Origin of the sequence: Acinetobacter tandoii DSM 14970 = CIP 107469 (assembly GCF_000400735.1) — a bacterium.
GTDB classification, from domain to species: domain Bacteria; phylum Pseudomonadota; class Gammaproteobacteria; order Pseudomonadales; family Moraxellaceae; genus Acinetobacter; species Acinetobacter tandoii.
In genome coordinates this window covers 437,704-457,927 of sequence record NZ_KE007368.1, presented here as the reverse complement: position 1 = coordinate 457,927, position 20,224 = coordinate 437,704, and the positions used below count along the sequence as shown (strand labels likewise).

General features: G+C 39.5%; 16 protein-coding genes and 1 pseudogene. 13 read left to right on the top strand and 4 right to left on the bottom strand.

Annotated elements, in window-relative coordinates; translation table 11 throughout:
- Window positions 1-103 precede the first annotated feature (103 nt).
- Complete coding sequence (locus tag I593_RS15540; RefSeq protein WP_016168528.1) at window positions 104-1,069, top strand: hypothetical protein; 966 nt, start codon at window positions 104-106, stop codon at window positions 1,067-1,069.
- A gap of 74 nt (window positions 1,070-1,143) precedes the next feature.
- Here I593_RS15540 and I593_RS15535 read toward each other — a convergent pair whose 3' ends face one another.
- On the bottom strand, window positions 1,144-1,764 hold the full coding sequence (locus I593_RS15535; RefSeq protein ID WP_026441098.1) for an LOG family protein: 621 nt from the start codon (window positions 1,762-1,764) through the stop codon (window positions 1,144-1,146).
- A 329-nt stretch (window positions 1,765-2,093) separates the two neighbouring features.
- Between I593_RS15535 and I593_RS15530 the strand changes: the two genes are divergently transcribed.
- From I593_RS15530 to I593_RS15505, 6 genes are all read left to right on the top strand, one after another.
- A complete protein-coding gene (locus I593_RS15530; protein WP_016168526.1) occupies window positions 2,094-3,677 on the top strand; it encodes a TerC family protein in 1,584 nt (527 codons plus the stop codon).
- A gap of 73 nt (window positions 3,678-3,750) precedes the next feature.
- Window positions 3,751-4,218: a YchJ family protein gene (locus tag I593_RS15525; protein ID WP_016168525.1), complete on the top strand. Its 468-nt coding sequence runs from the start codon at window positions 3,751-3,753 to the stop codon at window positions 4,216-4,218.
- 63 nt (window positions 4,219-4,281) lie between these two features.
- Window positions 4,282-4,926 (top strand): trimeric intracellular cation channel family protein, encoded by a 645-nt coding sequence (locus I593_RS15520; RefSeq protein WP_016168524.1) that lies wholly within the window; start codon window positions 4,282-4,284, stop codon window positions 4,924-4,926.
- Between the two features lie 214 nt (window positions 4,927-5,140).
- On the top strand, window positions 5,141-6,460 hold the full coding sequence (niaP, locus tag I593_RS15515; RefSeq protein ID WP_016168523.1) for a niacin transporter NiaP: 1,320 nt from the start codon (window positions 5,141-5,143) through the stop codon (window positions 6,458-6,460).
- 262 nt (window positions 6,461-6,722) lie between these two features.
- Entirely contained in the window at window positions 6,723-8,942 is a 2,220-nt protein-coding gene (gene parC, locus I593_RS15510) for a DNA topoisomerase IV subunit A (protein ID WP_016168522.1), read from the top strand.
- A 151-nt stretch (window positions 8,943-9,093) separates the two neighbouring features.
- A complete protein-coding gene (locus tag I593_RS15505; RefSeq protein WP_016168521.1) occupies window positions 9,094-10,770 on the top strand; it encodes a long-chain-fatty-acid--CoA ligase in 1,677 nt (558 codons plus the stop codon).
- A gap of 46 nt (window positions 10,771-10,816) precedes the next feature.
- Here I593_RS15505 and I593_RS15500 read toward each other — a convergent pair whose 3' ends face one another.
- On the bottom strand, window positions 10,817-11,203 hold the full coding sequence (locus tag I593_RS15500) for a hypothetical protein (RefSeq protein ID WP_016168520.1): 387 nt from the start codon (window positions 11,201-11,203) through the stop codon (window positions 10,817-10,819).
- 108 nt (window positions 11,204-11,311) lie between these two features.
- Between I593_RS15500 and I593_RS15495 the strand changes: the two genes are divergently transcribed.
- Together I593_RS15495 and ppa are read left to right on the top strand one after the other, a co-directional pair.
- Entirely contained in the window at window positions 11,312-11,710 is a 399-nt protein-coding gene (locus I593_RS15495) for an MAPEG family protein (protein WP_016168519.1), read from the top strand.
- Window positions 11,711-11,821: 111 nt separating this feature from the next.
- A complete protein-coding gene (gene ppa / locus I593_RS15490; RefSeq protein ID WP_016168518.1) occupies window positions 11,822-12,346 on the top strand; it encodes an inorganic diphosphatase in 525 nt (174 codons plus the stop codon).
- Between the two features lie 103 nt (window positions 12,347-12,449).
- On the opposite strand, the gene I593_RS15485 is transcribed toward ppa, so the two are convergent.
- Window positions 12,450-13,775, bottom strand: a complete 1,326-nt coding sequence (locus I593_RS15485; protein WP_016168517.1) for an OprD family outer membrane porin — start codon at window positions 13,773-13,775, stop codon at window positions 12,450-12,452.
- Between the two features lie 1,227 nt (window positions 13,776-15,002).
- Here I593_RS15485 and I593_RS15480 point away from each other — a divergent pair.
- Complete coding sequence (locus I593_RS15480; RefSeq protein WP_026441100.1) at window positions 15,003-15,773, top strand: TorF family putative porin; 771 nt, start codon at window positions 15,003-15,005, stop codon at window positions 15,771-15,773.
- A gap of 66 nt (window positions 15,774-15,839) precedes the next feature.
- Here the strand turns inward: I593_RS15480 and I593_RS15475 are convergent.
- Window positions 15,840-16,499 (bottom strand): annotated as a pseudogene (locus I593_RS15475) (ATP-binding protein); the annotation flags it as partial.
- A gap of 146 nt (window positions 16,500-16,645) precedes the next feature.
- Here I593_RS15475 and I593_RS15470 point away from each other — a divergent pair.
- Genes I593_RS15470 through I593_RS15460 form a run of 3 tightly spaced genes read left to right on the top strand, consistent with a single transcriptional unit; the run spans window position 16,646 to window position 20,196 of the window.
- Window positions 16,646-17,356 (top strand): heteromeric transposase endonuclease subunit TnsA, encoded by a 711-nt coding sequence (locus tag I593_RS15470; protein WP_016168514.1) that lies wholly within the window; start codon window positions 16,646-16,648, stop codon window positions 17,354-17,356.
- Complete coding sequence (locus I593_RS15465; RefSeq protein ID WP_016168513.1) at window positions 17,357-19,273, top strand: Mu transposase C-terminal domain-containing protein; 1,917 nt, start codon at window positions 17,357-17,359, stop codon at window positions 19,271-19,273.
- Window positions 19,274-19,275: 2 nt separating this feature from the next.
- A complete protein-coding gene (locus tag I593_RS15460; protein WP_026441101.1) occupies window positions 19,276-20,196 on the top strand; it encodes a TniB family NTP-binding protein in 921 nt (306 codons plus the stop codon).
- Window positions 20,197-20,224: the final 28 nt, after the last annotated feature.

Here is a 20,224-nt window from a genome sequence, read left to right as displayed (position 1 = left end):
AGTGTGCTGCCCGTCACACCAGTGTCATTAAAATGAAATAAAAATGTCATAATTTAAATGCCACCCCATAAGGGTAGATTTTTCTGATAAAGGCTTAGGTGTTATGACAATTGAAATTTTGATGATTGTGGGTTTCTGTTTAGCAGCATACTCAATTGTCGGAAATGATGTGCCACAAACTTTAGGAACCTTTATTTCCTCCAATGCGCACCGACCTTGGTGGGTCCTTTGGCTGTATACCAGCAGTATTCTAGTTGTGGTGTTGCTATATGGCTGGTTTGCTTCAGGGACAGGAGACGCCTCTTATGGACGTTTAGAAACCATTCCTTTCCCAGAGACAGGCATTACTTGGCTGTATATTGTTCCCCCAATTTTATTGATTATTTTGACCAAATATGGGATTCCAGTCAGTACCACCTTTTTAGTGCTCACGATTTTTTCTCCGAGCAGCTTAAGCGCTATGTTGACCAAATCGATGATGGGTTATGCCGTTGCGTTTGTGGTCGCGATTTTGGTTTATCGCTTTGTGATGAAAGGGATTAGCATCTATTTAAGTAAAACCCGTCATAAGGAACCTTCACATATTTGGATTGGCTTGCAATGGGTGTCGACGGCATTTTTGTGGAGCCAGTGGCTAATTCAAGATTTAGCCAATATCTTTGTTTATGTCCCGCGCCAAGTGCCATTTGAATTCTTAATTTTTGGCATTTTGGTGTTTGTGGTATTGCTCGGTTGGATTTTTTACCGCCGTGGTGGAGCAATTCAAAACATTATCGATACCAAAACTGGGGTCGCAGATATTCGCGCAGCCACGATTATCGACTTTATGTATGCCATCATTTTGCTGGTGTTTAAAGAGTGGAGTAATATCCCAATGAGTACCACATGGGTATTCTTGGGCTTGCTGGCAGGACGTGAGTTTGCGTTGTCCATGCATTTGGCGGAAGTCAATAAATATCGGACTTCACGTAATGTTAGTAAAGATGCCATGAAATTAATGTTTGGCTTGGCTATCAGTGTACTGTTGGCAACTGGATTACCTTGGTTGTATCAACACATTTCAGGTTGAAATTTCGGGTAAACGTTCAATCAAGTCAAAAAAAGCGAGCATGAAGGGCTCGCTTTTTTTATAAGTAAATTTGACTAAATCACGAAATGTACAGGTGCTTGCAGGTTCTTCAGTGCATTTAAAATTTGTTCGGCATGATTACACACAATTAGTTTGGCACGATGTTGCGGCGGTAAAAAGCCTTCTTGTACAGCATGATCCAGTTGAGCAATTAAGGCATCATAAAAATTGTTGACGTTATACAGTATCATGGGTTTCTGATGTTGATTGAGTTGCCCCCAAGTGGCTATTTCTAAAATTTCTTCAAATGTGCCTAAGCCACCAGGTAAGGCAACAAAAGCGCTGGCACGCTCTGCCATCATGGCTTTACGTTCATGCATGGTTTTGACCACATGTAATTCTGTCAGTTGATTATGCGCAATTTCATAATCCAACATAAATTCAGGGATCACCCCTACGGTATCACCGCCATGTTCAATTACAGTATCGGCAACTTGACCCATTAATCCTATGCTCGCACCGCCATACACGAGACCGAAACCTTGTTCTGCAATGGCGCTTGCCAGTGCAATCGCCTTTTCTTTATAAATGGGATGATTACCAGAACGTGAACCGCAGTAGAGCGCAATGAGGGCTTGAGAAGTTTTCGTTGTTACTTTTTCATGTTTTACAGTCATTTTTAATACGCTATTCATCATTCTCTATTTTACCTTATCACTTTCTTGTTGGCTGCTCTAGCTTATGTAAGAAATATGACAAGGCGATGTTGCGTATTATTGTTGTGGCTATTTTTATGTTGTTGCTTGGTGACGCAAAATATGCATTGTCTAAAAAAAGATGAATTTAGTACTGATCTTGCCTATACTGAGCTTCTGTTTTACAACAAATGAATCAACATGAGTCGTGACTGTTGTCGCACTAAACGAACACACATTTTTGCCATAATAAGAGAGAAGATGCAGAGCCAATTTGCACTTAAACCTCGCCCTATTGATCCTGAATTCCTGATGAAGGAGAGCATTCAATGATTTTTGAGTGGATGTCTGATCCTTCTGCATGGGTAGGCTTAGCGACCTTAGTAGTGCTTGAAATTGTATTGGGGATTGATAACCTCGTTTTTATTGCAATTTTGGCAGAAAAATTACCACCAGAACAACGCAATACCGCGCGTATTCTCGGGCTGATTTTAGCTTTAGGTATGCGATTAATTTTATTGGCGTCCATTGCATGGGTGGTGACGCTCACCAATCCGTTATTCCACATTTTTGAACATCCATTTTCTGGGCGAGACTTAATCTTGCTGCTGGGTGGGGTTTTCTTGCTGTTTAAAGGCACCATGGAATTACGTGAGCGGATTGAAGGAAAGCCTGCCTTAAAGGAAGAAAATCCTGTACATGCGACTTTCTGGATGGTGATTGTCCAAATTGTGATTTTAGATGCAGTGTTCTCCTTAGACAGCGTAATTACCGCCGTGGGCATGGTGAAGCATCTGTCGGTGATGATGATTGCGGTCATTATTGCTGTGGGCATTATGTTGTGGGCATCTAAGCCACTCATGGATTTTGTGAACAGACATCCGACTGTAGTGATTCTGTGTTTGTGTTTCTTGATGATGATCGGTTTCTCTTTGGTGGTCGAAGGTTTTGGCTACCATATTCCGAAGGGTTACTTATATGCCGCAATTGGTTTCTCGGTCATGATCGAGTTCCTGAACCAAACGGTGAAGAAAAATCAGGAAAAAATGGTCACCACCAACGATTTACGTTATCGCACAGCTTCAGCAGTACTGCGTATGTTGGGGGGGAAAAATGCCAGTGATGCACCTGAACATCAAAACGAAGATGTCTTGGCAACCCGCGCTTTTGCTGATGAAGTCTTTGATCAGGAAAATGGGGTGTATCACAGTGTTATGGTGCAAGGGGTATTAGGGCTTTCCGAGCGTCCAGTCAAATCTGTCATGACTCCACGTCCTGAACTGGAATGGCTAGATTTAGATGAAGATGAAGCAGCGATCAAACAACAATTGTTGAGCATGACCCATTCTCGTTTGATTGTGGCACATGGTGAGCTGGATAATATTGCAGGTGTAGTTCTGACGCATAAAGTCATGAATGAATACATCGAAACTGGGGTATTGAATTTCGAGAAGCATTTACGTGACCCAGTGATCGTCCATGAAAATGCACAAGTGTTGATGGTGATGGAACAATTGCGTCAAGCGCCATTACAGTTGGCGATTGTATTGAATGAATATGGCTCGATTGAAGGGATTGCCACACCGATTGATGTCCTTGAAGCGATTGCAGGTGAATTCCCTGATGAAGATGAATTGGAAACCGCGGCAGAAAGCCTAGAAGATGGCAGTTTGATTCTGGATGGTTCGACCGATATTCGCCATGTTTCCCTGTTATTGGGCAAAAACTTGGTGGATGACTCAGAACAGTATTCAACTTTATCGGGTTATTTATTGTTCCATTTAGGCCGTTTGCCTGAAAATGGTTCTAGTATCGAAGCTGATGGCTTTATTTTTGAAGTCGTGACGATGGATGGTCATAAAATTGAGAAAGTTCATGTGATTCCAAAACACATCGTGGAAAAAGATGATTAACGCTGTAGAAACCCGCGTTTAAACTTCAGTTAAAATAGCCCGCAATGTTCGGGCTATTTTATTGGGAAAATGTATGTCAGAAGAACAATGCCCTTGTGGCTTAGGATTATATGCCGAGTGTTGTCAGCCTTTGCATTTAGGGCAACGTATTGCGCTCAGTGCGGAACAGTTGATGCGTTCGCGTTATAGCGCATTTGCCAAACAGCAGATTGACTATATTGTGCAGACCACGGCGATTGGGCAGCAATCTGCTTTAGATATCCCAGCGATTAAGGCATGGAGTGAATCTAATCAATGGTTAGGTCTAGAAGTGGTACAAGCGCAGGAAAAACTGGACAAGGCCCATGCCCAAGTGGAATTCAAAGCACATTATCATGATGGGCAACAGGCCCAAACACATCATGAAGTTTCACATTTTGTGAAACAGGCAGGGCACTGGTATTTCCTTGATCCAACCACAGAGCAAGTGATCACCATGAAACAGCCCTGTATTTGTGGCTCGGGTAAAAAATTTAAGCAATGTTGTGCACAATTTTTATAACGTTCAGTTTGGATTTGGCTTAGAATAGCCCGCATCTTAACCCTTCAATGGAAGCGCAGGGCGATGTTACTGACCATAATTTATATTATTGCGATTACGGCTGAGGCCATGACTGGGGCACTGTCTGCTGGTCGACGTAGTATGGATTGGTTTGGGGTAATTCTGATTGCCTGTGTGACCGCTTTAGGTGGTGGGTCGGTCCGTGATGTATTGCTTGGACATTATCCTTTGACTTGGGTCAAGCATCCTGAATATTTGGTCCTTACTTGCTGTGCAGCGTTGTTTACCATTTTGATTGCCAAGTGGATGCGCCATTTACACAATATTTTCTTGGTGTTAGATGCATTAGGTTTAATCGGCTTTACCATTATTGGTTGCCAAATTGCCTTGACGATGGAACATGGTTTTGTGGTTTCCGCAGTGGCAGGCATTATGACAGGGGTTTCGGGTGGGATTTTGCGTGACATTTTGTGTAACGATGTCCCATTAGTATTCCGTCGTGAGCTCTATGCCAGTATTTCTTTTGTCGCAGTGATTTGTTATTGGGTCTGTCTGGAAATTGGACTATCTCTAGAGTTGACGGTGATTTCAACCCTGATTTTTGGATTTTCTTTACGTCTGATTGCGATTTATTTTGGTCTGGAAATGCCGAAATTTATTTATAAAGATGATGATGCCGATTCTGCCTCTTCAACCGATACGCATTAATCAACGATTGCAATTTTGCCAAAATTTAAAATGATAATGCCCAAAGCCAAATTTGGGCATATACTTAAAATATAAAATAAATTTCATTTCCCCATCGCTCAACAAAATTTATTAAAATAGACTGCGTGGTATTTTTTCTTCTGTAACAACATAAAATTGCATAGCAGTTCTTTTCAATGTTGTTATTTTCCTCATCTTAACTTGAGTCATCACTATGGATTTAGTTTCACGTGTACAACGTTTACCTGTTGGAAAGTTCCACTATACCTTGCTGTGGGTGATTGGCTTGGGCTGGATGTTTGATGCCATGGATACTGGGTTGATTTCCTTCATTCTAACCAAGATGGCAACCGAGTGGAGTATGAGTCCCGCAGAAAAAGGCTGGGTGGTGTCGATTGGTTTTGTCGGTATGGCGATAGGTGCGGTCTGTTCAGGAGCATTAGCTGACCGTTGGGGGCGACGCAATGTTTTTGCGGTGACTCTGGTCACTTATAGTATTGCCACAGCGTTGTGTGCCTTTGCGCCAAATCTGACTTGGTTGTTGGTATTTCGTTTTATTGTCGGCTTAGGGCTTGGTGGACAACTCCCTGTTGCGGTGACTTTGGTCAGTGAATACATTCCTGCACAGGTACGTGGGCGATTTATTGTATTGCTGGAAAGTTTTTGGGGACTGGGTTGGTTAGTCGCCGCTTTGGTGTCTTATTTTGTGATTCCGAGTTATGGCTGGCATGTCGCGTTCTTAATTGGCGGTTTGCCTGCGCTATATGTATTTATGATTTTAAAGAAAGTCCCTGAATCAGTACCATATTTAATTAACCGTGGGCGGATTGAAGAAGCCCATGCTTTGGTGCAAAAACTGGAGCGTGAATGTGGCGTGGAAGTCATACAGCAGATTGAAGTAAAACCAGTTGCTGCCAAGCAAAGCGTATCTTTTTCACAACTGTGGTCAAACCCTTTTGCAAAACGTACTTTAATGCTGTGGCTGATCTGGTTTGGCATTGTCTATTCTTATTATGGCATTTTCACGTGGTTACCCAGCCTGTTAGTCAAACAAGGTTATAGCATTGTGCAGTCATTTGAATATGTACTGGTGATGATTTTGGCACAACTTCCAGGCTATATCGCAGCCGCTTGGCTGGTCGAGAAACTAGGACGTAAATGGACATTGGCCGGTTTTATTGGCTTATGTGCTGTTTCGGCTTACTTCTTTGGACAGGCAAATACCGTCACTTTGATTATGTTTTGGGGCTGTCTGATGTCGTTCTTTAATTTAGGGGCATGGGGCGTACTCTATACTTATACCCCAGAACAATATCCGACCAATATTCGTGCCTTTGGTTCGGGTTGGGCCTCTGCGATTGGGCGTATGGGCGGCATCGTGGCGCCGTTGGTAGTGACGCAAATGATGGTGCAGAGCAATGGCTTTCATCATGTATTTATGATGTTTACCGCAGTCTTGTTTGCTGTAGCATTGGTCATTTTGGTTTTAGGTGAAGAAACCAAAGGCAAAACATTAGAATCGATTGGTATGTAGAATTTGCAGAGAGTTTGGGCGGCAAAATTGTCGCCATTCTATATTTTGGCTTATTAGCTGAACGTGTGTTAAACCCATTGCTGTGAAAATAAAAAATTATAAGTTGATCATTTATTTAAAAGTGGATAATTTTACGACATCAGAGACCCATTAAGACACAAATTGTCGTGGTAGTAGATGGCACACCCTTGTGCAGTCACAGTCTGAGACTTAGCATAAGAACTTAGATAAAAAAACGATTTGATTAGGATGAAAGGTTGTTATGACGAACCTTGCGCATCACGCAACTGAAAACCGCTCCGTCGCAGAATTTACTGAACGCGCCTACCTCAATTATGCCATGTACGTGATTATGGACCGTGCTTTGCCTCACATCAGTGATGGTTTAAAGCCTGTTCAACGCCGTATTGTGTACGCCATGAGTGAGCTTGGACTCAAACCAAGTGGTAAACCGAAAAAATCTGCACGTACTGTGGGTGATGTATTGGGTAAATACCATCCACATGGTGATTCGGCATGTTATGAAGCCATGGTGTTGATGGCACAACCGTTTAGCTATCGTTATCCATTTATCGAAGGTCAGGGCAACTGGGGTTCACCTGATGATCCTAAGTCCTTTGCTGCCATGCGTTATACCGAAGCCAAATTGTCACAGTACAGTGAGGTATTGTTGGCAGAATTGGGACAGGGCACCTGTGACTGGCAAGATAACTTTGATGGTTCAATGAAAGAACCTGTCAATTTGCCTGCTCGTGTGCCGAATATTCTGTTAAATGGTACAACAGGTATTGCGGTCGGTATGGCCACTGACATTCCACCGCATAACTTGCGTGAAGTGGTCAAAGGCACAATCGCTTTGATTCGCAACCCAAATTTAAGCGATGAGAAAGTCGCAGAATATATTCCTGCTCCTGATTTACCGACCAAAGCTGAAATTATTACCCCTCCGAGTGAATTACTTAAAATTCAAACCACAGGTCGTGGTAGTTACCGTATGCGTGCGGTGTACAGCATTGAAAAAAATGAAATTGTGATTACCGACTTGCCTTACCAAGTGTCAGGATCAAAAGTGATCACACAAATTGCTGATCAGATGCAAGCGAAAAAATTGCCATTGGTTAGCGATGTTCGTGATGAATCGGATCATCAAAACCCAACTCGATTGGTTATTGTCCTGCGCTCGAACCGGATTGATGCAGAAGCGGTGATGAGTCATTTATTTGCCACAACCGATTTAGAATCTAGCTATCGCGTCAATATGAATATGATTGGTGCAGATGGTCGTCCGCAAGTGAAATCGATTCGTCGTATTTTATTGGAATGGATTGAAATTCGGAAAGAAACAGTCACGCGTCGTCTGCAATATCATTTAAATAAAATTGAAAAACGCCTGCACATTTTGGCAGGTTTGCTCATCGCATATCTAGATATCGATACCGTGATTCGCATCATCCGAGAAGAAGAGCATCCGAAAGCGGAATTGATGTCACATTTTGGCATTGATGAGATTCAAGCCGAAGCCATTTTGGAATTGAAATTACGCCACTTGGCGAAATTAGAAGAAATGGAAATTCGCCGTGAACAAGAAGAACTGGAAGCCAAAGCTGCTATTATTCGTGAACAATTGGCGAATCCAGAATCTTTAAAATCACTGATTATTAACGAACTAAAAGAAGATGCGAAACGTTTTGGTGATGATCGTCGTTCGCCAATTGTACAACGTGCGGAAGCAACAGCCATTAGCGAGCAAGATTTGATGCCTGCTGATCCTGTAACAGTGGTGTTGTCAGAAGCAGGTTGGATTCGCAGTGCGAAAGGGCATGATATTGATGCCGAGAACCTGAATTTCCGTGCGGGCGATCAGTACCGCAGTCACGCACAAGGCAAGTCTAATCAAAAAGTTTATATTTTAGATCAGACGGGGCGCAGTTATGCGCTGGCAATTAATAGTTTGCCTTCTGCCCGTGGTCTAGGTGAACCTTTGAGTTCCAAGCTTGCGCCTGTCAGTGGGGTAGGTTTCCTTCAAGTGCTGATTGAAGAAGATGAAGCAGAAATTTTAGCAATGAGTACGAAAGGCTACGGCTTTAAGACTCAAGCCAAACAGCTTGATACCAATGCCAAAGCAGGTAAAGCTTTCCTGACAATTCCAGAGGATGCCAAACCATTACCGTTATATCCTTTAAAGGGCGCGACCCATTTGGCATTATTAAGTACGGCTGGACGGTTACTCATTATCGATTTGTCAGAATTACCAATCCTGAATAAAGGTAAAGGTAATAAATTGATACAACTTGAAGATAAAGATCAAATTATATCTATGACAACCTTAAATTTAGATGAAATAATTCAAGTGGTTGCAGGCCAGCAACAACTTAAAATAAAAGGCGATGATTTACAAAAATACATGGGCAAGCGTGCGACAAAAGGGCAACTGTTACCACGTGGATATCAAAAAGCAAATAGACTGTTGGTTCAGAGATAAAACTAGCATGTATTTGTTGAAATAAGTTATATATGTGGCTGTGTTCGTGAAAATGGATACGGGAATGTGCATCAACAAGCTAAATAAACACACACAAACCCGAAAAAAAAGCTGCATATTTTAAGGACTATAGATTGGAGAGATTGGGATTATGGAAAAGATTTGGTTCGCTGAATACCGCAAGACAGGAATTCCTGAAACTGTAGAATTACCGCCAGAGAACACCTCTTTGGTTGATGTATTTGAGCGTAATTTCCAAAAATTTGGTTCACGTGATGCTTTTATCTTTATGGATAAAGCGCTTACATTCAGTGAACTTGACGAAGCGAGTCGTAAATTTGCTGTTTATCTACAAAGTTTAGGTTTGGCGAAAGGTTCTCGTGTAGCAGTCATGATGCCAAACGTTCTCCAATATCCAGTGGTTGCTCTTGGTGTATTGCGTGCAGGTCTGGTGCTTGTGAACGTTAATCCGCTATACACTGCGCGTGAGCTTGAACATCAATTAAATGATTCAGGTTCTGAAGTTTTAGTCATTATTGAAAACTTTGCTTCGGTTTATCAGAGCATTATTGGTAAAACGCCAGTAAAACATGTCGTGGTTGCCTCTGTCGGTGACATGTTGGGTACTTTAAAAGGGACTCTAGTGAATTTTGTGTTGCGTTCAGTACGTAAGCAAATTCCTGCGTGGAATATTCCAGGTCATATCCGTTTTAACGCGGCTATGTCAAAAGTAAGCCCAAGCAACTATAAACGTCCAAATCTAACCCTCAGTGATACGGCTGTTTTACAGTACACTGGTGGTACTACGGGTGTTTCTAAAGGTGCTGAGTTAACCCATCGTAACCTTGTGGCTAACTTATTACAGTGTGATGGTATTTTCCAAAGTAAATTTGGTGCTCAAGATGGTCAGCCAGATGACCGTATTTTCTGTGCTTTGCCGCTGTATCATATTTTCGCGTTTATGGTTTGTGCTATGTACGGTATGTATAAAGGTCAAGCCAATGTTTTAATTCCGAACCCGCGTGATTTACCTGCGGTGATGAAAGAATTACGCAAATATCAACCAACATTCTTCCCAGCAGTAAATACCTTATTTAATGCTTTGGTCAATAATGAAGAGTTTAAACAGCTCGACCACAGCAAACTTAAAATGGCTATGGGCGGTGGTATGGCCGTACTTCCATCGACTGCAGAAGCGTGGAAGAAAGTCACAGGTACGAACATTATTGAAGGTTATGGCTTATCTGAAACTTCACCTGTAGCAACAGCAAACCCACCTGCTTCGGATGAATTCAGTGGCACGATTGGTATTCCATTACCATTAACTGACATTGCAATTTTAGATGATGATGGCAATCCAGTTGCATTGGGCGAGCAAGGTGAAATCTGTATTCGTGGTCCTCAGGTGATGAAAGGTTACTGGAATCGTCCAGATGAAACTGCCAAAGTGATGGTGAATGGTTTCTTCCGTACAGGTGACATCGGTGTAATGGATGATCGCGGCTACACCAAAATTGTTGACCGTAAGAAAGATATGATTTTAGTGTCTGGCTTCAACGTTTATCCTTCTGAAATTGAAGAAGTGATTGCCAAGCATCCAAAAGTGCTTGAAGTTGCTGCAATTGGTGTACCTGATGAAAAATCAGGCGAAGTACCAAAATTGTTTGTTGTGAAAAAAGATGCCTCTTTAACCACTGAAGAAGTTCTTGAATTTGCAAAAGAGAACTTAACAGGCTATAAACGCCCACGTTATGTAGAGTTTATGGAAGAATTACCAAAATCAAATGTAGGTAAAATTTTACGTAAAGATTTACGTAAGACTGCATAGAATTTTGTATAAAAAAGCGCCTCAGGGCGCTTTTTTTTGCTATGGCTTATTTTTTCTTCATCAGCCAGCGGTCAAAATAAGGGCGGCCTACACCTGCAATACCAATAAAAATAAAGATGGTGCCGAACTGACGGCTAAAGCCAGAACGATTAAAAGTGCCGTAGCTCAAGAAATTATCCACCAAGCAGTAAATCAGGGTAATCAGCACCCAATGCCAGAGGGGCAGGCGACGAATGCCTACAGCCCAAAATGCAACCCAGAGCAAAATAAAGGTACAGACAGTAGACCAAATGTTCATATTGGCGCAAATGACTGTGAGTAAAAAAGCAACAATAGGGAACACAATAGCGAGTACACGATCCATCTGCCGTTGATGTTGGCGTTGTTTTTCCAGTTCATCGAACAGTTTGTGTTGCTCCGCATTAAATGACATAGATATTCCCGAATGGCTTGGTAATCAAAACACTATATTTAACAAAAAATATTCTAGAATTGCCATGCTATGATAAGGCTAATTAATACTCTTACGAGAACTCAATTGATGCACAGTATTAGCGGTATTGTCTATCTCATCTTATTTGCATGTTTATTACCTTATGTTTTTAGTTTTATTGCCAGACTTACGAGTGGTTTTCAGGCCAAAGACAATCAATATCCGCGTGAGTTTTTGAACAATTCAACAGGTATTGCTGCACGTGCCAATGCCGCACAACAAAATAGTTTTGAAGGATTACCTTTATTTATTGCTGCTGTTTTAATGGCGGAATATATGGTTGTGTCACAATCTGTGATTATGACTTTTGGTATTGCTTATTTGGTCTTACGTGTGATCTATGGGGTGTGTTATTTGGCCAATTGGGCGACATTGCGTTCAATTGTCTGGTGTCTATCTTTATTGTGTCCAATTTCACTGCTGATTTTGGTGATCAAACTCAGCTAATGAACGTGCATATTCCCTATTTTTGCGGGGCAGATGTATAATCGCTCCGTGATTAAACCGAAGACTTTAATTTCGGTCTCAATATAATTTAAATCGTTAAAGAGTGATGCTATGAGTTACAGCAATATCCCTGCGGGTAAAGATGCACCAAATGACATTTATGTCATCATTGAAATTCCTGCAAATGCAGCGCCAATCAAATATGAAATTGATAAAGATTCTGACGCTTTATTTGTAGACCGTTTCATGGGTACAGCAATGTTCTACCCAGCGAACTACGGTTATGTACCAAATACTTTGTCTGAAGATGGTGACCCGCTTGACGTGCTTGTTGTAACACCGCATCCAGTTGAGCCAGGTTCAGTCATTCGTTGCCGTCCTGTGGGCAAATTGAACATGGAAGATGACGGTGGTATCGATGCGAAACTTATCGCGGTTCCACACGAAAAATTAACGCCAATCTATAAAGATGTTCAGGAATATACTGATCTTCCTCCGCTTTTAATTCAGCAAGTGGAGCATTTCTTTGCTCACTACAAAGATTTAGAGCCAGGCAAATGGGTGAAGTTAACAGGTTGGGAAGGTGCTGAAGTTGCTAAGCAAGAAGTGCTTAAAGCAATTGAAGCTGCAAAATAATTTCTCAATAAAATAAGGATTTGGATAAATTAATTTTTCTGAATCCATAAAAAAACCTGCACATTGTGCAGGTTTTTTTTAGATCTCTGAAAACGTCTTCAAATTAGAAGAATTTTACAGGGATATCTAACCAGATACGCCATTCGTTGGTGTCACCGATGTATGCAGATTGGTAAGCATCGCTTGCGCGGTAGTATGAGTGACGTAAACGTAAGCTTGCATCTTTCGCGAAACCAGATTGAACTGTATATTTGACTTGGTTAAAGAATTCACGTTCTTGTTCATTATCACTGATCATAGTGCCTTTATTGTCAGTTGCTTTAATGTCCCAACCATAAACAAATGCAGTAGTCCACGTTAAACCAGGTACACCATAATTCGCAAAATCTAGGCTATATTGAAGTTGAAGTGATTTTTCATCATTACCAATGAAGTCAGAAAGGTAAGAGTTTGGTAAGTAAACTGTTTGATGGCCATCACCAACACCTTTACCTAAGCCATAGTCATAACCAGTATTACCACTGTTTTGTTGGTACGCAACCATTACATTGTGTGGACCAGTGTTGTAGGTCGTAGAAAATGCAAAAATGGTGTTGTCAAAAGAATCGTTTGCTGAACCAATTTGAGAATACAAATATTTATTCGCGCCCTTATCCCATTCAGTGTGGTAACCACTGAAGTCATAAGTTAATGAGCTATTGTTTGCCAACGCTTGCTTGTAATTGGTATTGATATAATGACGCTCTAAACGGTCTTTAATGTCAGTACCATAGTAAGATGCATTTAATTGATCATTAAATTTATATTTTGCACCCCAAACCACTGCGCGATCTAATTCATTGCCATCAGTGGTTACTTGGTCTGAATATTGGTTTTTAGTGAATTTACCAGCAGTAAGCTCTAAACCTTTAATTTCACGGCTAGTCGCTAAAACACCTTCAAAATATTCAGGAACTAGACGCGCAGTATTACTTGCAAGTACTGGCAAGTCGAGTACTTGAGTACCATAACGAACTTCAGTATTAGAGATACGTGCTTTTACGATACCGCCACCACGAGCCCAGTGGTCATAAGCATCAACATGACCATTTGCATCTTTTGCACCATCATTGTGTAATGGAATCATCCCATTGCCAGCGTGGTTATTTTCGCCAAGTTTGAATGAACCATCACCAATTACACCTACACCAAAACCAACAAGGCCTTTGGTATAACCAGATTCAATTTTAACCATTGCAGTTTGAGCAGCTGAACTCGTATCTGCTGTACCATGTTTTTTGTCACGAGATAAATAACCAGTGCGGAACAACACTGATCCTTCAGCATCTTCTACAAATCCTTTTGCTTCACTTTGTTCGCTTGCATAAGCTGTAGTAATAAGGGCAGCCTGAATTAATACTGCTAATGTAAGTTTTTGCGCCTTTGGCATAAGAAACAACCTCAAAAAAAGATAGATTCAGAATTTCGTTTTTTGGCATAACTCGAAATTTTAATAAATTGTATAATTAATCTATAAAAAAGATAGATTTTTATTAATTTTATTTCATTCTTGTTACGAGCTACTTGACGAAATTGCTTTCTTGTTGTTTTGCTAGTGATAAACATTATTTATGTTTAAGCCTTTAATTCATAATAAAAATATATTTTATTAAATGGAAAATTTCCACTGTTTTTGTTTCGATCAAACACAGAAAAATCACATATTCTTTTGTTTATTTTTTCTTCATTATCGACTTAATTGATCGTTTTATATTCAGATTGTGTCTTGCTTTTATGAATCAATTCAATTTCTAAATGAAAATGAGAAATGTTTCATTTAGGTGCAGAGCAATTTGCGCTGAATGCGTAGCATGGAATGTTGGATTATATTGTGATTCGCATTAAATTCTAAATTCGGACATGGTCAGTTATAGTGCATGTATTTTGTACAATTTAGGGTGAGAAAATTAACTTGTGAACAAAAATAAAGCATTTTCATGCTCAGTTAGCGCTGTTGATTTAAATTTTGCCAATCCAATGTGTTCTTCATTGTAAAAGCCAAACAGAAATGTACCTCATCACCCCAGTCTCTTTTTTTGCTACAAATACCATGATAAATGTGAATTTAATGATATTGAGAACAATATAAATGTCATACGGGGCTTACACGACTTTATTGATTGGTAAGCTTAAAATAAATTTTATACTGTTTATTTAGCGAGTTATGCCGTTTTCAACGGAACAATATAAGAACTATGAATGGTCTGAGTGATGTATCCAACGCTTTTTCGATAGGGGGTGATGCTGATCATTTGAGCTGTCCCGATGAGAAATATTGATCAGCCTTATTAAGAAGTTTTGATAACAAGCAAAAGAATAATTTTTTTAAGTATTTATTATTTATTGTTTTATATGAAATTTACGGTCTTTTTACGTTACAGATATGTTGAGTCATTTTATGGTATGGCCGATCAAGTTCAGAACTTTTTAGACACAGCGTATGGTTTATAAAACGCTATCACTATGGAAATTGATAGTTCAGCCTGAAGTTTCTCAATATTTGACAGCGAACAGCAATGTACAAATATTTTTTAAAGTTGGCATAGCGCTTGCTAATACATTTCTGAGTTTATTAATTACAGCAAAACGTCGTAATTCGATGTGGGGGAACCTCAGAATGAAATTCACATTAAAAGTATTATCTATGGCGGTTGTTGCAGCGGCTTCAACATTTACCTTTGCGGATGATCAAGCAGCATCACCATTTGGTCTTTCTTTTAGCGGCAATGCAGCAGTAACAACAGACTACCGTTTTCGTGGACTGTCTCAAACTCAAAATGATCCAGCAGTACAAGCAGGTTTCACACTTGCACATGATTCAGGCGTGTATTTTGGGCTTTGGGGTTCGAATATAAACTTTGGTTCAGGGACGCCAAATCTAGAGCTAGATCCATCGCTTGGTTTTGCAACCACCTTGGATAGCTTTGCCAGCAAACCTTTATTGGATGTGGGTGTCCTGTATTACAACTATCCAAGCGCATCTGACTTAAGTTGGGTTGAATTTTATGGCAAATTGACTTTCGCAAGTGTGTTGGCTGAAGGAGATAGCATTCTGACCAATGTGAACTTTACCAATGACTATGCAGGTGCTGATACAAATAGCTGGAATGTGAATGCAGGTTATTCTGTTCCATTTGGTTCAACAGGTTTTGGTGGTGTAGCAAGTGTGGGCTATACCGTTGTGGATGATGAAGATAAATATTCATTCGGCGGCGACGATAACTATGTAGATTGGAAAGTCGGTGTTAACTATGCATTTAAATCAATTTCTGGGGCAACTGCTGAATTAGCAGCAGTAGGTACAAATATAGATACAGATGCTATGGATGATGCAACAGCTCGTGGTGTAGAAACAGGCGCAGTGTTTACCTTAACCAAAACATTCTAAATTTAAGGGTGTTAAAAAACCTCTAGTTCTTAGGACTAGAGGTTTTTTATTTGGAATTTAACCCTATTAAAGGCTTTGCTGCCGATACGATAGAGCTTCACTTAAATGTCCAGTTTGAATTTCAACAGAATTTGCTAGGTCAGCAATGGTTCTGGCAACTCTTAATACCCGATGATAGGCCCGTGCAGATAAATTTAAACGTTGTTGAGCCAATTCAAGCATTTTTTTGGTTTGTTCATTCAATCCTGCAAATTGTTCCAGTTGTTGTGGATTCAAAGCATGATTTAAACAATTTTGTCGTTGAATTTGTTGCTCATAGGCTTGAGTCACACGATGACGCACTTGATCAGAGTTTTCAGCAGGTGCATGTTCTTGTAATTCATGTACCGTAAGCGGTGGTACATCAATATGCAAATCTATCCGATCTAATAGGGGACCAGAAATTCGATTTTGATAACGTTTGATGGCCTCTGTGGAACATTGACAACGCTGATCCTGATTAAATGCATAGCCACATGGACAAGGATTCATTGCAGCGATTAACTGAAAATTGGCAGGATAAGTCATTTGACGGGATGCCCGAGAAATCACAATTTCTTTAGATTCTAAAGGCTGTCTAAGTACTTCCAAGACTTTACGATCAAACTCAGGAAGTTCATCTAAAAATAGAACGCCTAAATGGGCTAAAGTAATTTCGCCTGGTTTAGGATGTGAACCTCTGTCATTTACAGCAATAGATAAGAGTGGCATGATAAGAAAACAATTAGTTGCCACTCTAAAATTACACAAATAGATTAGAGTAATGACAGTAATAAGCAAGAGTGGCTTGCAAATTTACATGAATAGGCACGAGTGGCTGTAAGAGGCATTCTATGAAAAGAATCAGTGATGAATATTCCCCAGTTAGGAAATCTCAAACTGTATATGGGAGTATTTCGGTAAATTACGCTTTTAGAGGGGAAAAGACAATTTGGTGTGAATCTACTCTTGAGCGTGATTTTTTGATTAAGCAAGAGTTCAATAACAATGTCATAGATATAGTAAGTCAGCCTATTACCATTCCTTATATAACAGAGTTGGGTAATGAATCTACTTATACTCCTGATTTCCTAGTACAGTTTTCTAGTGCAAATTGTGATGATTTTGAGGAAATCCCCTGTCCACTGTTAATAGAAATAAAACCTAGAAAAAAGCTTATAGAGGATTGGAATAAATTAAAGCCAAAATTTAAGGCAGCTAATGCTTTTGCTAAAGAAAAAGGTTGGAAATTCAAGATTATAAATGAATCAAGGTTATATGATCAGTATTGGGAAAATATTAATTTTTTGAAAAGATTTAGACGTTCTCATGTGGATGTCTATGACGAACAAACTTTAATTGAGACCTTAGATAGTCTTGGTCAATCGACTATTAATCAGTTACCTGCACATATTTTTAAGGATAAAACCAATATTCTTAGAGGTATTCATCAAGTATGGGCATTGGTCGCAAAAAGAAAAATTATGTGTGATTTATATTGTCCCTTAACAGCAGAGACAGTGATTTGGGTAAATCAAGATGATCGAATTGTAAGGAGATTTTAAATGGTTCAGGCTGATACTGTAAGTATTGATCGGAGTCGGATCATACTCAAACCAAATGTTATCGTTAAGTATGAAGGGCAACCGTATAAGATTGCTAATGTTCTGAATGCCAACGATATTGTGATTTCTAGTTTAGATTCTGTACGTTGCTTGCAAGTAAGTGCAGATTGTCTACAAGTATTTGAAGCTGAAAATATCCAAACTAAAGATATAAATAAGGGTGATTGGGATATTACGCATGAAGCATGGAAAATAGCTTTACACCGTTATGAAGTTATTAAGCCGTTAATTAAGTATTCAACAACTGAATTGGTCGAGCAAAGAGCAAGTGAATATGACATTAACCGTTCCACTTTATGGAAATGGTTAAAAGATTTTAGAGAAAATAATTCTATCTTAGTGTTAGTTCCTAAAAAAAGGGGGTGGACGACCAAGAAGTCTAGGTTATCTCCTCAAATTATGAATATTATTAACCAAGGTATTCAAGAGGAATATCTCAATGCCAGAAAGCCTAGTATTGCAAAGACTATAGATTTTATTAAGGCAGAATGTTCTCGTCTTAAACTAGAAGCACCCCATGACAATTCAATTCGTAGAAAAATAGAAGCCTTAAATGACTATATGGTGATTAAGGCTCGTCATGGTTCTAAGGCAGCACAGGATAAGTATGCATCAGCTGCTGGAGAGTTTCCGAATGCTGATTATCCCTTGGCATATGTACAGGTAGATCATACTCCACTAGATATTGAAATTGTTGATGATGAATTTAGAGAGGCGATTGGACGACCATTTCTAACATTAGCTATTGATGTAAATACTCGAATGGTGGTTGGTTATTACTTGTCCTTAGAAGCCCCTAGTGCAACATCTGTTGCCATGTGTATTGCTTCCAGTATTTTGTCAAAAAAACGGAAGCTTCTTGAATTAGATATAGATGCTGATTGGCAAGTTGAAGGTCTTATGGATTCTGTGCATACAGATAATGGTCCTGACTTTAGAACTAACCATATCAGTCGAGCTTGCTTGAAATATGGGATTCATTGGGAGTTTCGTCCGATTGGTGGGGCAAGATTTGGTGGACATATTGAACGTTTAATTGGTGTTGTTAACCTTGAAATGCACATATTGGATGGTACAACTTTCTCAAATATCCAAGAACGTGGAACCTATGATTCAGCAGGTCATGCTTGTATGACGCTGAAAGAATTAGAATATTATATTGTTTATTGGATCACTAAAGTTTATCACCAAAAGAAACACTCCAAGCTCGGTATGTCACCTTTACAGAAATGGCAAGATGGTGTTTGGGGAACGAAAACTACAGTCGGAACAGGTTTAAAAGAGAGAGTTTCGGATGAAGACACGTTATTTATTGATTTTCTTCCTGAATTTGAATCAACAATTCAACGTGTAGGTGTGCAGAAAGACAATCTATTTTATTTTGCTGATTGTTTGCGACAATGGGTGAATTGTATTGACCCTGAAGATGTAAATAAAAAGAAAAAAAAGAAATTTCTGTTTAAACGTGATCCAAGGGATATTTCTCTAATTTGGTTTTATGAACCTCTATCCAACACATATTTTAAAGTGCCTACTGCTAAAAGAGAAATACCACCAATTAGCTTATTTGAATACAAACAAGTGCAGAAATATCTTCGTGGTGAACAGCAGGATAACCAAAATCAGGATGAGATTTATAAGGCAATTCTTCATTTACGAGAGCAATTGAAACAATCCCGTAGTTTGACTAGGAAGCAACGGAGGGTAAATCAACGTAAAAAAGAAAATGCAAAAGCAACGCATCATTTGTCTGTAAAAAATGAACCCGAAAAACCGGCTGTTGTCGAAAACAGTGTTCAGCCGACTAATGATTTATGGAGTATTCCATTAACTGCATTTGAGGATCTAAGGGGATGACAATGCAAAAATATGAACATCTTGCAGAAGATGTACTTGAAGTAATGTCTCTAAGCGATAGTGATCGTATCAATACTTTATTTTCTGATCGTTGGATTGGCTATAAAAAAGCAGTCACAATTTTGGATACTTTAACTGACATTTTGAATCGTCCTAGGAAACTTCGCCCAGAATGTTTATTGATTGTAGGTGATTCTAATATGGGTAAAACGACAATTATCCACGAATTCACAAAGCAGCATTATACCAAAACAGTGAATGACATAGATATGGAGCTGCTGTCTGTAAAAAAACCTGTTTTAACCATTTTAGCTCCTGCTAAAGCGAATGTAAAAGAACTCTATATCAATATATTGGATCATTTCTTTGTCCCATTTCGTCCTACTGATCCCGAAGCAAAGTTACGGAATCAGGCTGTACACCTAATGCGGAAGTATGAAACAAAAATGCTGATTATTGATGAAATCCATAATTGTTTAACAGGTTCTACCAAACTTCTTTCCGAAGTGATGAATACCTTAAAGAATCTAAGTAATGATCTAAGTCTGAATATCGTTGGCGTTGGAACTCGTGAAGCAGTCACGATCCTACATACCGATGCTCAATATGCCAGCCGTTTTGATGTAGCAATGTTGCCAAAATGGGAACTGAATCAGGATTTTCTAAGGCTATTATTAAGCTATGTACGGTTATTGCCTTTAAAGAAACGTTCTGATTTAGCATCTCAAAGACTTGCCACCCTTATATTTGAAATTTCAGGTGGGAATTTTGGTGACTTAAATAGATTATTGATTGAGTGTGCTAAAGAGGCAATCGTACAAGGTGATGAAGAAATTACTGAAGAAATTGTTCATAAATTTAAATGGCTTAAACCAACCGAGGGTATGAGGAATATTAGAAATTTAAACCTTAACGTGGTTTAGGTATTCTGTTTTTCATAGGAAAATAGCC

Excerpts from the sequence above, each read along its gene's own strand:
- I593_RS15535 (WP_026441098.1), bottom strand. The coding sequence starts at position 1,764 with ATGAATAGCGTATTAAAAATGACTGTAAAACATGAAAAAGTAACAACG.
- niaP (WP_016168523.1), top strand. The coding sequence starts at position 5,141 with ATGGATTTAGTTTCACGTGTACAACGTTTACCTGTTGGAAAGTTCCAC.
- I593_RS15470 (WP_016168514.1), top strand. The coding sequence starts at position 16,646 with ATGAAAAGAATCAGTGATGAATATTCCCCAGTTAGGAAATCTCAAACT.
- I593_RS15525 (WP_016168525.1), top strand. The coding sequence starts at position 3,751 with ATGTCAGAAGAACAATGCCCTTGTGGCTTAGGATTATATGCCGAGTGT.
- parC (WP_016168522.1), top strand. The coding sequence starts at position 6,723 with ATGACGAACCTTGCGCATCACGCAACTGAAAACCGCTCCGTCGCAGAA.
- I593_RS15540 (WP_016168528.1), top strand. The coding sequence starts at position 104 with ATGACAATTGAAATTTTGATGATTGTGGGTTTCTGTTTAGCAGCATAC.
- I593_RS15505 (WP_016168521.1), top strand. The coding sequence starts at position 9,094 with ATGGAAAAGATTTGGTTCGCTGAATACCGCAAGACAGGAATTCCTGAA.
- I593_RS15485 (WP_016168517.1), bottom strand. The coding sequence starts at position 13,775 with ATGCCAAAGGCGCAAAAACTTACATTAGCAGTATTAATTCAGGCTGCC.
- I593_RS15460 (WP_026441101.1), top strand. The coding sequence starts at position 19,276 with ATGCAAAAATATGAACATCTTGCAGAAGATGTACTTGAAGTAATGTCT.
- I593_RS15465 (WP_016168513.1), top strand. The coding sequence starts at position 17,357 with ATGGTTCAGGCTGATACTGTAAGTATTGATCGGAGTCGGATCATACTC.
- I593_RS15480 (WP_026441100.1), top strand. The coding sequence starts at position 15,003 with ATGAAATTCACATTAAAAGTATTATCTATGGCGGTTGTTGCAGCGGCT.
- I593_RS15530 (WP_016168526.1), top strand. The coding sequence starts at position 2,094 with ATGATTTTTGAGTGGATGTCTGATCCTTCTGCATGGGTAGGCTTAGCG.
- I593_RS15520 (WP_016168524.1), top strand. The coding sequence starts at position 4,282 with ATGTTACTGACCATAATTTATATTATTGCGATTACGGCTGAGGCCATG.
- I593_RS15495 (WP_016168519.1), top strand. The coding sequence starts at position 11,312 with ATGCACAGTATTAGCGGTATTGTCTATCTCATCTTATTTGCATGTTTA.
- I593_RS15500 (WP_016168520.1), bottom strand. The coding sequence starts at position 11,203 with ATGTCATTTAATGCGGAGCAACACAAACTGTTCGATGAACTGGAAAAA.
- ppa (WP_016168518.1), top strand. The coding sequence starts at position 11,822 with ATGAGTTACAGCAATATCCCTGCGGGTAAAGATGCACCAAATGACATT.